At 60.3% G+C, this 18824-nt stretch carries 17 protein-coding genes and 1 pseudogene; 14 read left to right on the plus strand and 4 right to left on the minus strand.

Features of this window, described 5'->3' with window-relative positions; genetic code table 11:
* Positions 1-357: 357 nt before the first annotated feature.
* From ACA044_RS26560 to ACA044_RS26575, 4 genes are all read left to right on the plus strand, one after another.
* Positions 358-1155, plus strand: a complete 798-nt coding sequence (locus tag ACA044_RS26560; protein ID WP_497443972.1) for a hydroxymethylpyrimidine/phosphomethylpyrimidine kinase — start codon at positions 358-360, stop codon at positions 1153-1155.
* 18 nt (positions 1156-1173) lie between these two features.
* The gene (thiE, locus tag ACA044_RS26565; protein ID WP_497443973.1) at positions 1174-1797 is read left to right on the plus strand and encodes a thiamine phosphate synthase; all 624 of its coding nucleotides are present in this window, start codon (positions 1174-1176) and stop codon (positions 1795-1797) included.
* 18 nt (positions 1798-1815) lie between these two features.
* Positions 1816-3099 carry a glutamate-1-semialdehyde 2,1-aminomutase gene (hemL, locus tag ACA044_RS26570; protein WP_497443974.1) on the plus strand — a complete coding sequence of 428 codons (1284 nt, stop codon included), beginning with the start codon at positions 1816-1818 and terminating at the stop codon, positions 3097-3099.
* Positions 3100-3323: 224 nt separating this feature from the next.
* Positions 3324-3878, plus strand: coding sequence for a tetratricopeptide repeat protein (locus ACA044_RS26575; protein WP_497443975.1), 555 nt, complete (start codon positions 3324-3326; stop codon positions 3876-3878).
* A 179-nt stretch (positions 3879-4057) separates the two neighbouring features.
* Here ACA044_RS26575 and ACA044_RS26580 read toward each other — a convergent pair whose 3' ends face one another.
* On the minus strand, positions 4058-4387 hold the full coding sequence (locus ACA044_RS26580) for a DUF1820 family protein (RefSeq protein ID WP_007894425.1): 330 nt from the start codon (positions 4385-4387) through the stop codon (positions 4058-4060).
* A gap of 134 nt (positions 4388-4521) precedes the next feature.
* On the opposite strand from ACA044_RS26580, the gene miaB reads away from it, so the two are divergent.
* From miaB to lnt, 5 genes are all read left to right on the plus strand, one after another.
* Positions 4522-5850 (plus strand): tRNA (N6-isopentenyl adenosine(37)-C2)-methylthiotransferase MiaB, encoded by a 1329-nt coding sequence (gene miaB / locus ACA044_RS26585; RefSeq protein ID WP_497443976.1) that lies wholly within the window; start codon positions 4522-4524, stop codon positions 5848-5850.
* 205 nt (positions 5851-6055) lie between these two features.
* Entirely contained in the window at positions 6056-7072 is a 1017-nt protein-coding gene (locus ACA044_RS26590) for a PhoH family protein (protein WP_497443977.1), read from the plus strand.
* A complete protein-coding gene (gene ybeY, locus ACA044_RS26595) occupies positions 7065-7559 on the plus strand; it encodes an rRNA maturation RNase YbeY (RefSeq protein WP_497443978.1) in 495 nt (164 codons plus the stop codon). Before ACA044_RS26590 ends, ybeY begins: the two co-directional genes overlap by 8 nt.
* A 5-nt stretch (positions 7560-7564) precedes the next feature.
* The gene (locus ACA044_RS26600; RefSeq protein ID WP_497443979.1) at positions 7565-8404 is read left to right on the plus strand and encodes a CorC family transporter; all 840 of its coding nucleotides are present in this window, start codon (positions 7565-7567) and stop codon (positions 8402-8404) included.
* Positions 8405-8412: 8 nt separating this feature from the next.
* On the plus strand, positions 8413-9936 hold the full coding sequence (gene lnt, locus ACA044_RS26605) for an apolipoprotein N-acyltransferase (RefSeq protein ID WP_497443980.1): 1524 nt from the start codon (positions 8413-8415) through the stop codon (positions 9934-9936).
* Positions 9937-10052: 116 nt separating this feature from the next.
* On the opposite strand, the gene ACA044_RS26610 is transcribed toward lnt, so the two are convergent.
* A complete protein-coding gene (locus ACA044_RS26610) occupies positions 10053-10832 on the minus strand; it encodes a YdcF family protein (RefSeq protein WP_497443981.1) in 780 nt (259 codons plus the stop codon).
* A 106-nt stretch (positions 10833-10938) separates the two neighbouring features.
* Positions 10939-11258: pseudogene (locus ACA044_RS26615) on the minus strand (hypothetical protein).
* Between the two features lie 279 nt (positions 11259-11537).
* On the opposite strand from ACA044_RS26615, the gene leuS reads away from it, so the two are divergent.
* The 5 genes from leuS (at position 11538) to ACA044_RS26640 (ending at position 17700) form a co-directional block, all read left to right on the plus strand.
* The gene (gene leuS / locus ACA044_RS26620) at positions 11538-14144 is read left to right on the plus strand and encodes a leucine--tRNA ligase (protein WP_497443982.1); all 2607 of its coding nucleotides are present in this window, start codon (positions 11538-11540) and stop codon (positions 14142-14144) included.
* A gap of 89 nt (positions 14145-14233) precedes the next feature.
* Entirely contained in the window at positions 14234-14839 is a 606-nt protein-coding gene (locus ACA044_RS26625) for an LPS-assembly lipoprotein LptE (RefSeq protein ID WP_497443983.1), read from the plus strand.
* A 39-nt stretch (positions 14840-14878) separates the two neighbouring features.
* The gene (gene holA / locus ACA044_RS26630; RefSeq protein ID WP_497443984.1) at positions 14879-15916 is read left to right on the plus strand and encodes a DNA polymerase III subunit delta; all 1038 of its coding nucleotides are present in this window, start codon (positions 14879-14881) and stop codon (positions 15914-15916) included.
* Between the two features lie 234 nt (positions 15917-16150).
* Positions 16151-16315: an alternative ribosome rescue factor ArfA gene (arfA, locus tag ACA044_RS26635; protein WP_413695111.1), complete on the plus strand. Its 165-nt coding sequence runs from the start codon at positions 16151-16153 to the stop codon at positions 16313-16315.
* Between the two features lie 62 nt (positions 16316-16377).
* Positions 16378-17700, plus strand: coding sequence for a lytic murein transglycosylase (locus tag ACA044_RS26640; protein WP_497443985.1), 1323 nt, complete (start codon positions 16378-16380; stop codon positions 17698-17700).
* A 101-nt stretch (positions 17701-17801) separates the two neighbouring features.
* Here the strand turns inward: ACA044_RS26640 and ACA044_RS26645 are convergent, their stop codons facing one another.
* Positions 17802-18752 carry a S66 peptidase family protein gene (locus ACA044_RS26645; RefSeq protein WP_497443986.1) on the minus strand — a complete coding sequence of 317 codons (951 nt, stop codon included), beginning with the start codon at positions 18750-18752 and terminating at the stop codon, positions 17802-17804.
* Between the last annotated feature and the right edge of the window lie 72 nt (positions 18753-18824).

Consider the following 18824-nt stretch of genomic DNA (forward strand, 5'->3'; position numbering starts at 1 on the left):
TATTACCTGTTATTGGTTTGGATCCACTCTAGCATAGCCGTTGATGGCCATTGAACACCATTGAAATTTTTACTACAAAGGCTCTAGAACAAGCGTTTCAGCGCTATGCATTGAGTTAGAGCTGTTGGCTTGGTCAGGTTGTGACAATGACCCAGTGGGTGGTGAACATCTGTGGCGAGGGAGCTTGCTCCCGCCGGGCTGCGTAGCGGCCCCTTTGCCTTCTGCCTGGAACACCGCATCGGCAGGTTTACGACTGCTCCGCAGCCGAACGGGAGCAAGCTCCCTCGCCACAATGTATCGGCCGGGCCGAACGTCGCAACACCCGAAAAAACATGTTTGGTGGTAAGCTCGCGCACCATGAATATCTACAACTCTCGCCCCGTTGTCCTCTGTCTCTCCGGCCACGACCCAAGTGGTGGCGCCGGCTTGCAGGCAGATATCGAAGCCCTGCTCGCCCAGGGTTGCCATGCGGCTCCGGCCGTCACCGCCCTGACCGTGCAAGACACCGTCAACGTCACTGACTTCCGCGTCCTCGACCGCGAGTGGGTGCTGGCCCAGGCCAATGCCGTGCTCAATGACTCTGAAGTCGCCGCCGTCAAACTGGGCATGCTCGGTTCCCTGGAGATGGTCGACACCGTGGTCGAACTGCTTTCAGCGCACCCGCATTTGCCAGTGGTCTGTGACCCGGTACTGCGCGCCGGCGGCGGCGGACGACTGGGCAAGGACGAAGTCGGCTACGCCATGCGCGAACGCCTGCTGCCCTTGTCCATCATCGCCACCCCCAACCTTCCCGAGGCCCGCATCCTCGCCGAATTGCCCGAAGGCACCGCGGACGAGTGCGCTGAAAAACTCCTGCCGTTCGTCAAACACCTGCTGATCACCGGCGGCCATGGCGATGAACACGAAATACACAATCGCCTGTACAGCCGTGACGGCCACCGCGAAACCTTTACCTGCCAGCGCCTGCCCGGCAGCTACCACGGTTCCGGTTGCACGCTGGCCAGCGCCCTTGCCGGTCGCCTGGCCCTGGGTGAACATCTCGCCAGTGCCGTACAGAGCGCGCTTGACTACACTTGGCGCACCCTGCGGGATGCGGAGCAATTGGGCAAAGGCCAGTTCGTGCCGCGCCGCCTGCCGCTGGATTTCTGTTCGTAACGCCATGAGGGCTGTCCGATGAAACTACGTGGCCTGTACGCCATTACCGACAGCCAGTTACTGGCCGGGAAATTTCTTTCGTACGTGGAGGCGGCGCTCGAAGGCGGCGTCACCCTGCTGCAATACCGCGACAAGAGCAGCGACGAGGCCCGCCGCCTGCGTGAGGCCGAAGCCCTGCGCGATCTGTGCGAACGCTACAAGACCCAGCTGATCATCAACGACGACGCCGAACTGGCCGCACGCCTGAACGTTGGCGTGCACCTGGGCCAGACCGACGGCCCGCTGATGCCGGTTCGGGCACTGCTCGGTCGTCAGGCAATCATCGGTTCGACCTGCCACGCACAACTCGAACTCGCAGAACAAGCTGCCAAGGAAGGTGCCAGTTACGTCGCCTTCGGCCGTTTCTTCAATTCCAACACCAAGCCCGGCGCACCGGCCTGCAGCCTCGAATTGCTCGACCAGGCCCGCAGCAAACTGCATCTGCCGATCTGCGCGATCGGCGGCATCACCCTGGACAACGCCGCCCCGCTGGTGGCCCACGGGGTTGATCTGCTGGCAGTGGTGCATGGCCTGTTTGGCGCCGAGAGCACGACTGAAGTGACACGCCGTGCCCGCGCCTTTAACGAATTGTTCAAATCCTGATTTTTTGAGAGCCCGATCATGTCTCGTTCCGAAACCCTGTTTGCCAATGCCCAGAAACACATTCCCGGAGGCGTGAACTCGCCTGTTCGTGCGTTCAAAAGCGTTGGCGGCACGCCGTTGTTCTTCAAACACGCCGAAGGCGCCTACGTCACCGACGAAGACGACAAGCGTTATGTAGATTACGTCGGTTCCTGGGGTCCGATGATTCTTGGCCACAGCCACCCGGACGTACTGGATGCGGTGCGCAAACAGCTGGAACACGGCCTGTCCTACGGTGCCCCGACTGCGATGGAAACCGAGATGGCCGATCTGGTCTGCTCAATTGTGCCGTCGATGGAGATGGTGCGCATGGTCAGCTCCGGCACCGAAGCGACCATGAGTGCCATCCGTCTGGCCCGTGGATTCACCGGTCGTGACAGCATCATCAAATTCGAAGGCTGTTACCACGGCCACTCCGACAGCCTGCTGGTCAAGGCCGGTTCCGGCGCCCTGACCCAAGGCGTGCCGAGTTCGGCCGGCGTGCCGGCGGCATTCGCCAAACACACCCTGACCCTGCCGTTCAACGATATCGAGGCGGTAGAAACCCTGCTCGCCGAAGTTGGCCAGGACGTGGCCTGCATCATCGTCGAGCCAGTGGCCGGCAACATGAACTGCGTACCGCCGGCACCGGGTTTCCTCGAAGGGCTGCGGACCCTGTGCGACAAGCACGGCGTGGTGCTGATTTTCGACGAAGTGATGACCGGTTTCCGCGTCGCCCTCGGTGGTGCCCAAGCCCATTACGGCGTCACACCGGACCTGAGCACCTTCGGCAAGATCATCGGTGGCGGCATGCCGGTTGGCTGCTTCGGTGGCAAACGCAAGATCATGGAACAGATCGCGCCATTGGGGCCGGTCTACCAGGCGGGCACGTTGTCGGGTAACCCGCTGGCGATGGCCGCTGGCCTGACCACTCTGCGCCTGATCAGTCGTCCTGGTTTCCACGCCGAGCTGAGCGACTACACCAGTCGCCTGCTCGATGGCCTGCAACAGCGCGCCGACGCCGCCGGCATTCCATTCGTGACCACGCAGGCCGGCGGCATGTTTGGCCTGTATTTCAGCGGCGCCGACGACATCGTGACCTTCGATGATGTGATGGCCAGCGATGCCAGCCTGTTTGGGCGTTTCTTCCACCTGATGCTCGAAGGCGGCGTGTACCTGGCGCCAAGCGCCTTCGAAGCCGGTTTCACCTCGATCGCCCACGGCGAAACCGAGTTGAAGCTGACGCTGGACGCTGCCGAGCGTGCATTCGCCGCCTTGAAATAAAACTGCGACGCTGACGTTGGCGATTGTCAGCGTCAGCTTTCACCTACATTCCCGCCCTTTTTCCTACTCGTCTGCTAATAATCCGCCGCAAAGTGGGCGATATATTCCCCGCGCAGCAGAAAAACGAGTAAAGACTTTGTAAGGTTGGCCCTGCTTATTTCATAATGCGCGCTTATTGGATCCCTCGATGGGTCCGCGCGCCCCTCAGAGGTAAGTCGATTCCCATGAACCGCACCGGCCGCACCCTTGCATTGGGCTGCCTGTTGCTCCTTCAGCCCCTGCTCGCGCTCGCACAAGCAGGCGGCAACTCGTTGTTGATCCCGGCGATGGGCCGCTGCACCCTCAATACTCAGCCGCAAGACCTGACGCAAGCGCTCGCTGCCTGTCAGAAAGCGTCGGCTGAAGGGGATGCGCAAGCGCAATACGAGTTGGGTGAGTTCTACTACAACGGCAAAAACGCGCCGCGCGACCTCAAACAAGCCCTGAGTTACTACGAAAAAGCCTCGCTGCAAGGCCATGCCCAAGCGCAATTCAAACTCGGCACCATGTTTTTCCATGGCGAAGGCGTACCGGCCAATAACATTCAGGCGTATATCGTACTGAAGATGGCCGCGGTCAACGGCGCCGAAGAGGCGCTGGACACCGCCGATGAAGTCGCCGAGAAAATGCCCCGCGAAGATCTGGAAGTCGCCACCCAAGTGCTGGGGCAAATTTTCCGTAAATACCTGATGGAATTGCAGAGCGCCGATGGGCGTACGCCGTTTTCGCCACTGCCTTGAAGTAAACACGGCCCCCTGTGGCGAGGGGGCTTGCCCCCGTTCGGCTGCGCAGCAGTCGTAAAGTCAGCAGACGCGGTCTGTCTGGAAGGGAGCAGTGACTGAATTCAGGGCCGCTTCGCAGCCCAACGGGGGCAAGCCCCCTCGCCACAACAACCTCCTCCAACCACTAAACCTGCTTCTTACTTCTCAGGCATCGGCATCGGAAACGGCATGACATTGCCGACCGCGCCGCGGGCTTCGCTGATTTTCGGCGTGCCGAGGCGTTCGACCTCGTCGATGCGCACGATCGAATGCATCGGCACAAAACTGCGCACAACGCCCTCGAACTGAGCCTTGAGCTTCTCTTCGCTCGGATCGACGACCACTTGCGTGCGCTCGCCAAAGACGAACTCTTCCACTTCCAGGAAGCCCCACAGATCACTTTGATAGATCTGCTTGGCGTACATTTCGTACACCTGGCCCTGATTGAGGAAAATCACCTTGTAGATTGGAGCTTCACGTTTGGTCATGGTGGGCGGGTAACACATCGGGGATAAAAATGAGGGCGCGAACTATAGCATAGCCGCCGGACGCGCAACGGTAGGAACCTTGGTGCATGTTCCCTATAATGCGCGGTTCTTTGAATCACGTGATGACTCTATCCATGGCCAAGAAGCTTTACATCGAAACCCACGGTTGCCAGATGAACGAGTACGACAGCTCGCGCATGGTCGATCTGCTGGGTGAACATCAGGCCCTGGAAGTCACCGCTCGCGCCGAAGACGCCGACGTGATCCTGCTCAACACCTGCTCGATCCGCGAGCGTGCCCAGGACCGGGTGTATTCCCAGCTTGGCCGCTGGCGCGAACTGAAACTGGCCAACCCGGACATGGTGATCGCCGTCGGCGGTTGCGTGGCCAGCCAGGAAGGTGCCGCCATCCGTGACCGTGCACCGTACGTGGACGTGGTGTTCGGCCCGCAGACCCTGCACCGCTTGCCGGAAATGATCGACGCCGCACGCCTGACCAAGCTGCCACAAGTCGACGTCTCGTTCCCGGAAATCGAAAAGTTCGACCACTTGCCCGAGCCGCGTATCGACGGGCCGAGCGCTTACGTGTCGGTGATGGAAGGCTGCAGCAAATACTGCACCTTCTGCGTGGTGCCTTATACCCGCGGTGAGGAAGTCAGCCGACCGTTCGACGACGTGATTGCCGAAATCATGCACCTGGCCGAAAACGGCGTGCGCGAAGTGACCCTGCTAGGGCAGAACGTCAACGGTTACCGCGGCACCACTCATGATGGTCGCCTGGCCGATCTGGCGGAATTGATCCGGGTGGTGGCCGCTGTCGATGGTATCGACCGGATTCGCTACACCACCTCGCATCCACTGGAGTTCTCCGACAGCCTGATCCAGGCCCACGCCGATGTACCGGAACTGGTAAAGCACCTGCACTTGCCGGTGCAATCGGGTTCCGACCGGATCCTGGCGGCGATGAAGCGCAACCACACCGCGTTGGAGTACAAATCCAAACTGCGCAAGCTACGGGCCGCCGTGCCGGGAATCTGCATCAGCTCGGACTTCATCGTCGGCTTCCCGGGCGAAACCGAGAAAGACTTCGAACAAACCATGAAGCTGATCGAAGATGTCGGCTTCGACTTCTCCTACTCGTTCGTCTATAGCCAGCGCCCGGGCACTCCGGCCGCCGATCTGGCCGACGAGACGCCGGAAGAGTTGAAAAAAGAACGCCTGAACGCTCTGCAACATCGCCTGAACCAGCAAGGTTTCGAGATCAGCCGACAAATGGTCGGCTCCATTCAGCGGATTCTGGTCACCGATTATTCGAAAAAGGACCCCGGTGAACTGCAAGGCCGGACCGAGAATAACCGTATCGTCAACTTCCGCTGCGACAATCCGACCCTGATTGGCCAGTTCGCCGACGTGCACATCGACGCCGCGCAACCGCACTCGCTGCGGGGCTCGCTGATCCAATAATCACCACAAAACCTGTAGGAGCGAGGCTTGCCCGCGAAGGCCGACTGACATTCAACATATGAATCGTCTGTAATGCCGCCTTCGCGAGCAAGCTTCGCTCCTACAGGACTGTGATCGGCATTGCGTATTTAAGAGCTTTCGCACCCAGGCGACTGGCGTTATCCTTGATTTCATCATAATTGCCCCAGGGCGGCTAAATACGACCTTGAACGCACCCATAGAACCACATCGCTTCATCCTCGAGCCTTTTGAAGCTCGCCGCTTCGCTAATCTGTGCGGGCAATTCGACGAGCATCTGCGCTTGATCGAACAGCGCCTGACCATCGAGATCCGCAACCGCGGAAACCAGTTCGAACTGATCGGCGAGCCCAAGCACACCACCTCCGCGGAAAACCTCCTGCGCCGCCTGTACCGGGAAACCAAGGGTACCGAGCTGTCGCCGGACATGGTTCACCTGTTCCTGCAGGAATCGGCCGTCGAGGAACTGGACAACCACTCCCCCGCCGAACCGTCCGTCGCCTTGCGCACCAAAAAAGGCATGATTCGCCCTCGCGGCTTGAATCAACTGCGCTACGTGAAGGAAATCCTCGGTAACGACATCAATTTCGGTATCGGCCCGGCCGGTACCGGCAAGACCTATCTGGCCGTTGCCTGCGCGGTAGACGCGTTGGAACGCGAGCAGATTCGCCGTATTCTGCTGGTCCGTCCGGCGGTTGAAGCGGGCGAAAAGCTCGGCTTCCTGCCCGGCGACCTATCGCAAAAAATCGACCCGTACCTGCGCCCGCTCTATGACGCGCTCTACGAAATGCTCGGCTTCGAATACGTCGCCAAGCTGATCGAGCGTCAGGTGATCGAAGTCGCGCCGCTGGCCTACATGCGCGGTCGCACGCTTAACAACAGCTTCATCATTCTCGACGAAAGTCAGAACACCACCGTCGAGCAGATGAAGATGTTCCTGACCCGGATCGGCTTCGGCTCCACTGCGGTCATCACGGGTGACATCACCCAGGTCGACCTGCCCAAAGGCACCAAATCCGGGCTGCACCACGTGATCGAAGTACTCAAAGACGTGCCGGGTATCAGCTTCACCCACTTCATGCCCAAGGACGTGGTGCGCCATCCGCTGGTGCAGCGCATTGTCGAAGCCTACGAGCGCTTCGAAAATCGCACAGCCGACGAACCGGCGAAGCTCTCTTCCAAGGACACTCGCCCCGATGCTTGAGCTTGATCTGCAACTGGCTACCGAAGCGCCTGCTCCCAGCGAAGCCGAGTTCCGCCAATGGTGCGAACTGGCCCTGCGCCAGCGCACCGCCGACTCGGAAATGACCATTCGCCTGGTCGACGAAGAGGAAGGCCGCGAACTGAACCACACCTGGCGGCAAAAGGACTACGCCACTAACGTCTTGTCGTTCCCTGCGGATGTACCTGACGAGTTTCTCGACATCCCGCTGCTGGGCGATCTGGTGATCTGCGTAGCGGTGGTCGAGCGCGAAGCGGCCGAACAAGGCAAGGAATTAAAGGCCCACTGGGCGCATCTGGTCATTCACGGCTGCTTGCATCTGCTTGGTTACGACCATATAGATGACGATGAAGCCGAAGAAATGGAAGCCCTGGAACGAACGTTGCTTGCAGAGTTGGGTCATCCGGACCCTTATGCGGACGACGAAACAGACACATCCCCTATCGTTACAACAAAGGATTCAGAGTAATCGCTATGAGCGAAGATCGATCGAGCAACGGGCAGAAGTCATGGCTGGGTAAGCTCACCCAGGCTTTTGCCCACGAGCCGAAGAACCGCCAGGAGCTGCTGGAGCTGCTGCGCGACGCACATCAAAACAAGTTGCTGGACAGCGAAGCGCTGGCCATCGTCGAAGGCGCCATCCAGGTTGCAGACCTGCAAGTGCGGGACATCATGGTCCCGCGCTCGCAGATGATCAGCATCAAGGCGACCCAGACACCTCGTGAGTTCTTGCCGGCCGTGGTCGACTCGGCCCACTCCCGCTACCCGGTGATCGGCGAAAGCCACGATGACGTGATGGGCGTGTTGCTGGCCAAGGACTTGCTGCCGTTGATCCTCAAGGAGAACGGCGACAGCTTCAACATCAAGGACTTGCTGCGCCCGGCCACATTCGTGCCCGAGTCCAAGCGCCTGAATGTGCTGCTGCGCGAGTTTCGCGCCAACCATAACCACATGGCCATCGTCATTGACGAATACGGCGGCGTGGCGGGTCTGGTGACCATCGAAGACGTGCTGGAACAGATCGTCGGCGACATCGAAGACGAGCACGACGTCGAAGAAGACAGCTACATCAAGCCGCTGCCCAGCGGTGACTTCCTGATCAAGGCCCTGACGCCGATCGAGAACTTCAACGAGTTCTTCGACAGCGAATTCTCCGACGACGAATTCGACACCGTCGGCGGTCTGGTGATGAGTGCGTTCGGGCACTTGCCAAAACGCAACGAAATCACTGAAGTCGGCGCGTACCGCTTCCGTATCCTGAACGCCGACAGCCGTCGGATTCACCTGCTGCGTCTGACACCTATTGCCCGTTAAGGATTGACATGCTCCGCGTAACCCGCCCCGGCTGGCCCGGTAACCTGCTGGCCGTGGCGGCCGGTGCACTCACCACGCTGGCCCTGGCGCCGTTCGATATCTGGCCGTTGGCATTGCTGGCGGTCGGTTTCTTTTACGCCGGCTTGCGCGAGCTGAGCCCCCGTCAGGCTCTGGGCCGTGGCTGGTGTTTCGGTTTCGGCCTGTTTGGTGCTGGCACCAGCTGGATCTACTACAGCATTCACCACTTCGGCGGCGCTTCAGTGCTGCTGGCCGGTTTCTTGATGCTGCTCTTCACCGCAGCGATTGCCTGGTTCTTTGCGCTGCCCGCCTGGCTCTGGGCGCGCTGGCTGCGCCGTAACGAAGCGCCCCTGGCCGATGCCTTGGCATTTGCAGCGTTGTGGGTGGGTCAGGAAGCCTTTCGCGGTTGGTTCCTTACCGGTTTCCCGTGGCTCTATTCCGGTTACAGCCAGCTCGACGGCCCACTGGCCGGGCTCGCGCCGGTCGGCGGGATATGGCTGATTTCCTTCACCCTGGCCCTGACGGCCGCGCTGATTTACAACGCCGTGCGACTGGTCCGCACTGGCCGTAAAGGCTTCATCGCTGTCGGTGTGTTGCTGCTGGCGGGGCCATGGGTGGCCGGCATGGCGCTCAAGGAACATGCCTGGACCAACCCGGCGGGCGCACCGCTGAGCGTCGCGGCGATTCAGGGCAACATCGAACAAAGCATGAAGTGGGACCCGTCGCAGCTCAACGCGCAGTTGGCGCTGTACCGCGACATGAGTTTCAGCTCCAAACGCGTCGACCTGCTGATCTGGCCGGAAACGGCGGTCCCGGTGCTCAAGGAGTCTGCCGAGGGCTACCTGAACATGATGGGAAGCTTCGCGGCCGAGCGTAAATCCGCGCTGATTACCGGCGTGCCGATTCGCCAGGAAGTCCGTCACGAGAAGCGCTTCTTCAACGGCATTACCGTTCTCGGCGAAGGCGATGGCACTTACCTGAAGCAGAAGCTGGTTCCGTTTGGCGAGTACGTTCCGTTGCAGGAAGTCTTGCGCGGCCTGATCGCGTTCTTTGACCTGCCGATGTCCGACTTTGCCCGTGGATCAGCCGACCAAGCGCTGCTGCAAGCCAAGGGCTATCAGATTGCGCCGTTCATCTGCTATGAAGTGGTCTACCCGGAATTCGCCGCCGGCCTCGCCGCCCGCAGCGATTTGCTGCTGACCATCAGCAACGACACCTGGTTCGGCACCTCGATCGGCCCGCTGCAACACTTGCAGATGGCACAGATGCGCGCACTTGAAGCCGGTCGCTGGATGATCCGCGCCACCAACAACGGCGTGACCGGCCTGATCAACCCGTTCGGCCAGATCACCGCGCAGATCCCGCCGTTCGAACAAGGCATCCTGTACGGCGAAGTGGTGCCGATGCATAACCTGACGCCGTACCTGGAATGGCGCTCGTGGCCGTTGATCATCATTTGCGTGTTGTTATTTGGCTGGGCGTTGATGGCTAGCCGGATGGCGAAGACCGTTTAAAAGCTTCGCGAGCAAGCCCGCTCCGACATTTGATCTTCTGTGAACACACAATGTGTGAACGACAGAGATTAAATGTGGAACGGGCTTGCTCGCGAAGACGGCCTCACAGGCACAAATCAATCAGCGTCAACATCGCCTCGATAAAACACCCAATACCCGACCTGACCCACCGCCTCATTCAACAACTGCCCTGATTGCCAGATCGATTTGAATTCCGGCATCCAGCCGCCCAGCGGCCGGGCATTGTCCACACCTAAAAACCCTACCGGCGCTGGCACCACCTCAAATCCGGCCTGCTGGAAACTCCAGACCGCCCGCGGCATATGCCAGGCCTGAGTCACGACCACCACCCGCTTGACCCCCTCCGGCAACAATACCTGGGCACTGAATTGCGCGTTTTCCCAGGTCGTGCGGCTGCGCCCTTCCTGCCAACGCACCGTCACACCGAAATCATCGAGCAACGAGTCCGCCATCAGCTTTGCCTCTGTCGGTGGTGTGCCGTAATGCAGGCCGCCGCTGGTCAGAATCGGCAATCCGGACGCTTTGGCCAGGCGCGCGGCATAGCGCTCACGCCCCAGACCTACGCCGGTCGGCTGGTCGACGCCCCAGGCGAGGTCGCCACGCTCACGCCCCGAACCCAGCACCACAATCGCATCGGCGCGCAGGCCCAGCGTTGTCCACTCTTCGCGCGCCAGCGCGGGCTCGCGCTCCAGGACCCTGGCACTCCACTCCACCATCACGGGCAGGCTCATCAACCAGAAACCGCCCACGCCCAAGACGAAACACAACCCCGCCAGCCTCGGCCTTGAGCGACGCCACCACCAGGCGAGCACCAGTAACAGCAAAAGAATGCCAGGCGGCAATAGAAGTTGTTTAATGAAATAACGAAAAGGCATCGGGCATCTCCATAGATGCCCGAAGCCTAAGTGGGTTGACGCAACGCGACAACAAATGCGGAAGGACTTTGTTGCAGAAAACCATATTCCATGGCTTCAAGTGCCCTTACTTGAATTGCAGAGACCGGACCTTACCGCGTCCCTGCCGGGTGCCTTGTCCTTGAGCCAAATGATCTTGGCCGAATGTGGTGCATCGAGTTGCTTCACTGCGGCTGACAAGCATCCGTGCGTCTCACGTTCACTGCGGTCCAGATACGCCTTGACCAGTTCGAACTCTGCGGGGCTCAAACCACGCAGTTCCAGCTCCAGGGGGCGTTCGTCGCGAAGCCGTCTAGCGGTTTTGGCCGCGTCCAGGGCCATTCCCAAACGGTCGATCAGTCTTTCGTACAGCTCCGGTTTTGTGACTTTTCGTTGTGACTCAACCATCCATCACCTCATTGAAGATAAGACTCACTCCCCATTTAGAGCTTAGCTTCGCTGAACAAACCGGCTGAGCGCCGCGACCAACGGCCCTCGGGGCGGGCATTGCCGCCCTCTTGCGTGCAATCAGGGTTTCCCTCGGTAGAGCGCGGTCATGTATGCTACGGCGCTTCCTGTAACTCCACTTCCAGCTCGCCTGGACACCGAAACGCCGATTTGGCGTGCTCACCGTCCAGCGTTGCATTGAAGAGGATTAGGCCACCCCTATTCAGTTCAAAAGTAGCCATGCACGAACAATATCAGCCCCGTGAAATCGAAGCCGCCGCCCAGTCGTTCTGGGACGAGCAAAAGTCCTTTGAAGTCAGTGAACAGCCAGGCAAGGAGACATTCTACTGCCTGTCGATGTTCCCTTACCCCAGCGGCAAGCTACACATGGGGCATGTGCGCAACTACACCATCGGCGACGTGATCTCCCGCTACCAGCGCATGCAAGGCAAGAACGTCCTGCAACCCATGGGTTGGGATGCCTTCGGCATGCCGGCGGAAAACGCCGCGATGAAGAACAACGTAGCGCCCGCCAAGTGGACCTACGAAAACATCGCCTACATGAAAACTCAGCTGCGCAGCCTGGGCCTGGCGGTGGACTGGTCCCGCGAAGTGACCACCTGCAAGCCGGATTACTACCGCTGGGAACAATGGCTGTTCACTCGCCTGTTCGAAAAAGGCGTGATTTACAAAAAAAGTGGCACCGTGAACTGGGACCCGGTCGACCAGACCGTTCTGGCCAACGAGCAAGTGATCGACGGTCGCGGCTGGCGTTCCGGCGCGCTGATCGAAAAGCGCGAAATCCCGATGTACTACTTCAAGATCACCGCTTACGCGGATGAGCTGCTGGAGAGCCTCGACGAACTGACGGGCTGGCCTGAACAGGTCAAGACCATGCAGCGCAACTGGATCGGCAAATCCCGCGGCATGGAAGTGCAATTCCCGTACGACGTCGCTTCCATCGGTGAAACCGGCGCGCTGAAAGTCTTCACCACCCGCCCGGACACCCTGATGGGCGCGACCTACGTTGCCGTGGCCGCCGAACACCATCTGGCGGCCCTGGCCGCGCAGAACAACCCTGAGCTGCAAGCGTTCATCGCTGAATGCAAGGGCGGCAGCGTTGCCGAAGCCGACGTCGCCACTCAAGAGAAAAAAGGCCTGCCGACCTCGCTGTTCGTCGAGCACCCGCTGACCGGTGAGAAACTCCCGGTGTGGGTCGCCAACTACGTGCTGATGCACTACGGCGATGGCGCGGTGATGGCGGTTCCGGCGCACGACGAGCGTGATTTCGAGTTCGCCCACAAGTACAACCTGCCGATCAAGTCGGTGGTGCGCACAAGTGTAGGTGACACCAACCCGGCCCCATGGCAAGACGCTTACGGCGAGTACGGCACGCTGATCAACTCCGGCGAGTTCGACGGCCTCGACTTCGCAGGCGCTTTCGACGCCATGGAAGTCGCACTGATCAAGAAAAACCTCGGCGCCTCGCGCACCCAGTTCCGCCTGCGCGACTGGGGCATCAGCCGTCAACGCTACTGGGGCTGCCCGATCCCGATCATCCACTGCAATACTTGCGGTGATGTGCCGGTCCCGGAAGATCAGTTGCCTGTCGTATTGCCGGAAGACGTGGTTCCAGACGGCGCCGGTTCGCCATTGGCGCGCATGCCCGAGTTCTACGAGTGCTCGTGCCCGAAATGCGGCGCACCGGCCAAGCGTGAAACCGACACCATGGACACCTTCGTCGAGTCCTCGTGGTACTACGCCCGCTACGCCTCGCCGCACTATGAAGGTGGTCTGGTGGAAAAAGCCGCGGCCGACCATTGGTTGCCCGTGGATCAGTACATCGGCGGTATCGAACACGCGATTCTTCACCTGCTGTACGCGCGCTTCTTCCACAAGCTGATGCGTGACGAAGGCCTGGTGAGCTCCAACGAGCCGTTCAAGAACCTGCTGACCCAGGGCATGGTGATCGCCGAGACTTACTATCGTCGCGAAGCCAATGGTGCTTACACCTGGTTCAATCCGGCGGACGTGGAACTCGAACGCGACAGCAAGGCTAAGGTTATTAGCGCCAAGCTGATCGCAGACGGCCTGCCGGTGGAGATCGGCGGCACCGAGAAGATGGCCAAGTCAAAGAACAATGGCGTCGACCCACAGTCGATGATTGACCAGTTCGGCGCAGACACCTGCCGCCTGTTCATGATGTTCGCCTCGCCACCCGACATGAGCGCGGAATGGTCTGACTCCGGAGTAGAAGGTTCGCACCGCTTCCTCAAGCGCGTCTGGCGTCTTGCTCAAGCGCACGTTACTCAGGGCCTGCCAGGAAAACTGGACATCGCCAGCCTGAACGACGGGCAGAAAGCCATTCGCCGTTCGATCCACCAGGCCATTAAGCAGGCCAGCCACGACGTCGGCCAGAACCACAAATTCAACACCGCCATCGCCCAGGTGATGACGCTGATGAACGTGCTGGAAAAAGCCCCGCAAGGCACCGAACAGGATCGCGCACTGGTTCACGAAGGCCTGGAAACCGTAACCCTGCTGCTGGCGCCGATTACTCCGCACATCAGCCACGAGCTGTGGAATCAACTGGGTCACGCTGACCCGGTGATCGATGCAGGCTGGCCGGTGCTGGACGAAAGCGCCCTGGTACAGGACAGCCTGCAGCTTGTCATTCAAGTGAATGGCAAACTGCGCGGCCATCTCGAAATGCCGGCCAGCGCCAGCCGCGAAGAAGTCGAAGCCGCCGCACGGGCCAACGAAAACGTACTGCGCTTCGTCGATGGCCTGACTATTCGCAAAGTGATCGTAGTGCCCGGGAAACTGGTCAATATCGTCGCCAGCTAAATTGGATCGGGCGTCAGGTCATACCTGGCGCCGAGTAAAACCTTTCGGGCCGCTTGACCGGCCCACATGGTTTCAAGGGGAGCAACAAGATGATCAAACGCAATTTGCTGGTGATGGGCCTTGCAGTCCTGCTGAGTGCCTGCGGTTTCCAGCTGCGCGGCACCGGCACCACCGAACTGGCGATCAAGGAACTCGACCTGAGCGCCCGCAATGCCTACGGCGAAACCGTGACGCAAATGCGCCAGGTGCTGGAAAGCAGTGGCGTCAAGGTCTACAGCGGCGCACCTTACAAGCTGTATCTGGCTGACGAGCAGGAAAGCCAGCGCATCCTCAGTTACGCCGGCGCCGGTCGTACTGGCGAGTACGAGCTGACCATGGTGGTGAACTACGACATCCGCGGCCAGGGCAACCTGCCACTGCTCAGCGACAAGCTGCAAGTGCAGAAAGTCTTCATCCACGACGGCAACAACCTGGTGGGTTCCGACCAGGAAGCCAACGATGCCCGCAAGGACATGCGTCGTGAACTGGTTCAACGCATGATGCTGCGTCTGCAACAGCTGACCCCGACTCAGCTGGAACAGATGCAACAGACCGCTGACGCCCGAGCCAAGGCAGAGGCCGATGCGCTGGAAGCGGCGCAGAAGGCTGAAGCGCAGACGCCGCGTCAGTCGCCTGTCGAACTGCCGCAGCAATAAGCCTTACGGGGCGCTCAGGCGCCCCGTTCGCCTCTTCTTATGAAACTCGCCCCCGCCCAACTCGGCAAACACCTGCAAGGCGCCCTCGCGCCTGTCTACATCATCAGTGGCGATGACCCACTGCTGTGTCAGGAAGCCGCCGACGCCATTCGCGCGGCTGCCCGCCAGCAAGGTTTCGACGAACGCCAGGTCTTCGCTGCCGACGCCAGTTTCGATTGGGGTACGCTGCTGCAGGCCGGTGCCAGCATGTCGCTGTTTGCTGAAAAACGTCTTCTGGAACTGCGTCTGCCCTCCGGCAAGCCCGGTGACAAAGGCGCTGCGGCACTCATCGAGTACTGCTCGCGCCCGGCTGAAGACACGGTGCTGTTGATTAGCTTGCCCAAGCTTGATGGCAGTGCGCAGAAAACCAAGTGGGGCAAGGCGCTGGTCGAAGGTCCGCAGACCCAGTTCGTGCAGATATGGCCAGTGGACACCAACCAGTTGCCGAACTGGATCCGTCAACGCCTGTCCCAGGCCGGGCTTTCCGCCAGCCAGGACGCTGTCGAACTGATCGCCGCTCGGGTCGAAGGCAATCTGCTGGCTGCCGCCCAGGAAATCGAAAAGCTCAAGTTGATGGCCGAAGGTGGCCAGATCACCGTCGAAACCGTGCAAGCGGCGGTAGCCGACAGTGCGCGTTTCGATGTTTTCGGCCTGACCGACGCGATACTCAACGGCGAAGCGGCCCACGCCTTGCGCATGCTTGAAGGGTTGCGCGGCGAAGGCGTCGAACCGCCGGTGATTCTCTGGGCGCTGGCCCGGGAGTTGCGTCTGCTGGCCAACCTGTCGCTGCAATACAGCCAGGGCGTGCCGCTGGACAAAGCCTTCAGCCAGGCCCGACCGCCGGTCTGGGACAAGCGCAAACCGCTGATGAGCAAGGCGCTGCAACGCTACTCGGCGCAGCGCTGGGCACAGTTGCTGCTCGAAGCGCAGCGCATCGACGCACAGATCAAGGGCCAGGCCGCGGGCTCGCCGTGGATGAGCCTGAGTCGGTTGACGCTGTTGATGGCCGGGCAACGATTGTCGTTGCCTGCCGAGTAAGTCTTTTTGTGGCGAGGGAGCTTGCTCCCGCTGGGTTGCGAAGCGACCCTAAAACCAGTCACCGCGCGTCTTCAAATGTTCTTCGGTTATCAGTTTTACGACTGCTGCGCAGCCGAGCGGGAGCAAGCTCCCTCGCCACAAGTATCATTTCCTACACAATGCAGGGACTAGACAGAATCCCTGCTTCGGCAGATTATTCCCCCCGCAAAACCCACTCACTTGCGAGAAATCATCATGAGCAAAAAGCCATCCAGGCATGGCCCCAACAAGGCCAAGTCCATCATCGCCCAGCCACTGTTCCGCAGCCGTCAGGAACGAGCCGGCAAGGGCAAAGGCAGCTACCGCCGCGAAGCCTTCCAGTCTAATAGCTGGGAGGTTTCTTACTTTCTGGCGGCCTGAAAGGCAAGCCATCGCTCAACATGTTAAGGTCTGCACCTGATTCGTATCCTCTGGACCTGTGCATGCCCCTTTGTCTTTCCCGTCGTTGGCACCTTCGCCAACTGATAGCTGCCTCCAGCCTCGTTCTGCTTGTCGCTTGCGCGGAAAAACCCACCGCCGCCGACGCCCAACCGCTTCAGACCCGCACCGTTGCGACGGCCCCTGCGGTCATTCCACCGGTGGTTCCAACCGGTGAGAGTCTCGACATCCAGCCCACCCAGACCTTTGCCGAATGGCAGGCGGGTTTTCGTAAAGACGCCCTCGCCGCCGGCATTCGCGCCGACCTGTTCGACCGCGCATTTGCCAATGTCAGCGTGGACAACAGCGTGATCCGCGCCGACCGCAGCCAACCGGAATTTACTCGCCCGGTGTGGGAATACCTCGATGGCGCCCTGTCGCCGCTGCGGGTACGCAAAGGTCAGGTGCTGGTCAGCCAATACGCCGACATCCTGCAAAGCATCGAGCAGCGCTACGGAGTCGACCGTCAGGCGCTGGTCGCGGTGTGGGGCATGGAGAGTAATTTCGGCCAGTTCCAGGGCAGCAAGTCGGTGATCAACTCCCTGGCGACCCTGGCTTATGAAGGTCGACGTCCGGGTTTTGCTCACGCGCAACTGATCGCTGCCCTGCAAATCCTGCAACAGGGCGATATCGAACCTGAGAAAATGCTCGGTTCCTGGGCCGGCGCCATGGGCCAGACCCAGTTCATCCCGACTACCTACAACACTCACGCCGTAGACTTCGACGGCGATGGCCGCCGAGACATCTGGAACAGCTCCGCTGATGCATTGGCCTCGACCGCGCACTACCTGCAAAGCTCCGGCTGGCAGAAAGGCCAGCCATGGGGCTTCGAAGCGCAACTGCCGAGCAACTTCAATTACGCCCTGGCCGATGGCTCGATTCGCAAGAGCGTTGCCGAGTGGCGACAACTGGGGGTGACACTGCCCAATGGCGGCCAGGTTCCGGCAGGCTCCGAACACCTGTCGGCCGCCCTGCTGCTACCGGCAGGCTATCGCGGCCCGGCGTTCCTGGTCCTCGATAACTTTCGCGCGATCCTCAAGTACAACAACTCTTCGTCCTACGCCTTGGCCGTGAGCCTGTTGTCCGAGCGTTTCAACGGCGGCGGTTTGATCAGCGGTCTATGGCCAAAAGATGACTTGCCGCTGAGCCGTACCGAGCGAATCGAACTGCAAACCCTGCTGAGCGCCCGGAACTACGACGCAGGGACCGCCGACGGGATTATCGGCGCCAATACCCGTATGGCGATCCGCGCCGCCCAGCAGTTCTTCGGCTGGCCGGCGGATGGTTATCCGACGCACAAGTTGCTGGAAGGGTTGCGTAGCCGCTAGAAGCTTCGCGGGCAAGCCTCGCTCCTACAGGATTATGGCGACCCAACAATCCCGTAGGAGCGAGGCTTGCTCGCGAAGACTGACTGTCAGGCGATGAATTCCTAAGCCTTGATCACCACATCCTGCTCCAACACCAACGTCTTGTCCCCCGCATCCAGCCTGACTAGCGCACCCATCGGCAGCGTCAAATTCGGATCACAATGCCCGCTACGCCATCCGGCCAGCACGGGTATGCGAAGCGGTGCAAAGGTCTGCTTGAGCAACCTCTCCAGCGCAATCGCATCAACCCCTGCCACATCCCCCACAAGAACCCCACGCAGCTTGTGCAGCGTGCCGGCCAGACGCAAATGAGTCAGTAGCCGGTCTATGCGATACAGCGGCTCGTTAATGTCCTCGATGAACAGAATGACGCCCTCGGCATCGATCTGGTAAGACGTGCCCATGGTCGCGGCGATCATCGACAGATTGCCCCCCAGCAAACGCCCGTGAGCGATGCCGGGCTCGATTGTGGTCAACGGCCAGGCCACCGGGTGAGAAAGCACACTGCCCGCCTTTACCTGCCCGCGCAGCATGTTGAAAAACGAGAACTCAGTGGGTTGCTGCTTGTCACCCAGCAGGTCGGCGTTGAGCATCGGGCCATGAAAGGTCACGAACCCTGCATAACGACTGATGGCCGAGTGCAGTGCAGTGACGTCGCTGTAGCCGATAAACGGCTTGGCGTTGTTGCGCAGTAATTCGAAATCGATGCGATCAAGCAAACGCGGCGTACCGTAACCGCCACGCAGACAGATGATCGCATCGACCTCGCTGTCGGCGAATGCGCCATGCAAGTCATTGAGCCGCACATCATCGCTGCCGGCCAGATAACCCTCTTGCTCATAAACGCCGGGAAACACTCGCAGCGAATAGCCGCGAGCGCGCATCCAGGCAATCGCTTTATCGGTGTCCAGCGCTGCGGGGCCGGCAGGCGCGATCACGCCGATCAGCCCTGCAGGCGGCAAGGCCGGAACGGGGGCGTGGGGACAGAGGGTGTGGTTCGGTCGAGCAGTCATCCATGATTCTCCCTGTGTGAACGCTTCAGCACACAGTAGTCAGGAACGGAAATAAACAGAAGAGGGTCAGTC

This window comes from Pseudomonas sp. LBUM1673 (assembly GCF_059695645.1).

What these genes read in the sequence shown, in the direction of transcription:
- ACA044_RS26560 (WP_497443972.1), top strand. Translation starts at nt 358, where the DNA reads ATGAATATCTACAACTCTCGCCCCGTTGTCCTCTGTCTCTCCGGCCAC.
- thiE (WP_497443973.1), top strand. Translation starts at nt 1,174, where the DNA reads ATGAAACTACGTGGCCTGTACGCCATTACCGACAGCCAGTTACTGGCC.
- hemL (WP_497443974.1), top strand. Translation starts at nt 1,816, where the DNA reads ATGTCTCGTTCCGAAACCCTGTTTGCCAATGCCCAGAAACACATTCCC.
- ACA044_RS26575 (WP_497443975.1), top strand. Translation starts at nt 3,324, where the DNA reads ATGAACCGCACCGGCCGCACCCTTGCATTGGGCTGCCTGTTGCTCCTT.
- ACA044_RS26580 (WP_007894425.1), bottom strand. Translation starts at nt 4,387, where the DNA reads ATGACCAAACGTGAAGCTCCAATCTACAAGGTGATTTTCCTCAATCAG.
- miaB (WP_497443976.1), top strand. Translation starts at nt 4,522, where the DNA reads ATGGCCAAGAAGCTTTACATCGAAACCCACGGTTGCCAGATGAACGAG.
- ybeY (WP_497443978.1), top strand. Translation starts at nt 7,065, where the DNA reads ATGCTTGAGCTTGATCTGCAACTGGCTACCGAAGCGCCTGCTCCCAGC.
- ACA044_RS26600 (WP_497443979.1), top strand. Translation starts at nt 7,565, where the DNA reads ATGAGCGAAGATCGATCGAGCAACGGGCAGAAGTCATGGCTGGGTAAG.
- lnt (WP_497443980.1), top strand. Translation starts at nt 8,413, where the DNA reads ATGCTCCGCGTAACCCGCCCCGGCTGGCCCGGTAACCTGCTGGCCGTG.
- ACA044_RS26610 (WP_497443981.1), bottom strand. Translation starts at nt 10,832, where the DNA reads ATGCCTTTTCGTTATTTCATTAAACAACTTCTATTGCCGCCTGGCATT.
- leuS (WP_497443982.1), top strand. Translation starts at nt 11,538, where the DNA reads ATGCACGAACAATATCAGCCCCGTGAAATCGAAGCCGCCGCCCAGTCG.
- ACA044_RS26625 (WP_497443983.1), top strand. Translation starts at nt 14,234, where the DNA reads ATGATCAAACGCAATTTGCTGGTGATGGGCCTTGCAGTCCTGCTGAGT.
- holA (WP_497443984.1), top strand. Translation starts at nt 14,879, where the DNA reads ATGAAACTCGCCCCCGCCCAACTCGGCAAACACCTGCAAGGCGCCCTC.
- arfA (WP_413695111.1), top strand. Translation starts at nt 16,151, where the DNA reads ATGAGCAAAAAGCCATCCAGGCATGGCCCCAACAAGGCCAAGTCCATC.
- ACA044_RS26640 (WP_497443985.1), top strand. Translation starts at nt 16,378, where the DNA reads ATGCCCCTTTGTCTTTCCCGTCGTTGGCACCTTCGCCAACTGATAGCT.
- ACA044_RS26645 (WP_497443986.1), bottom strand. Translation starts at nt 18,752, where the DNA reads ATGACTGCTCGACCGAACCACACCCTCTGTCCCCACGCCCCCGTTCCG.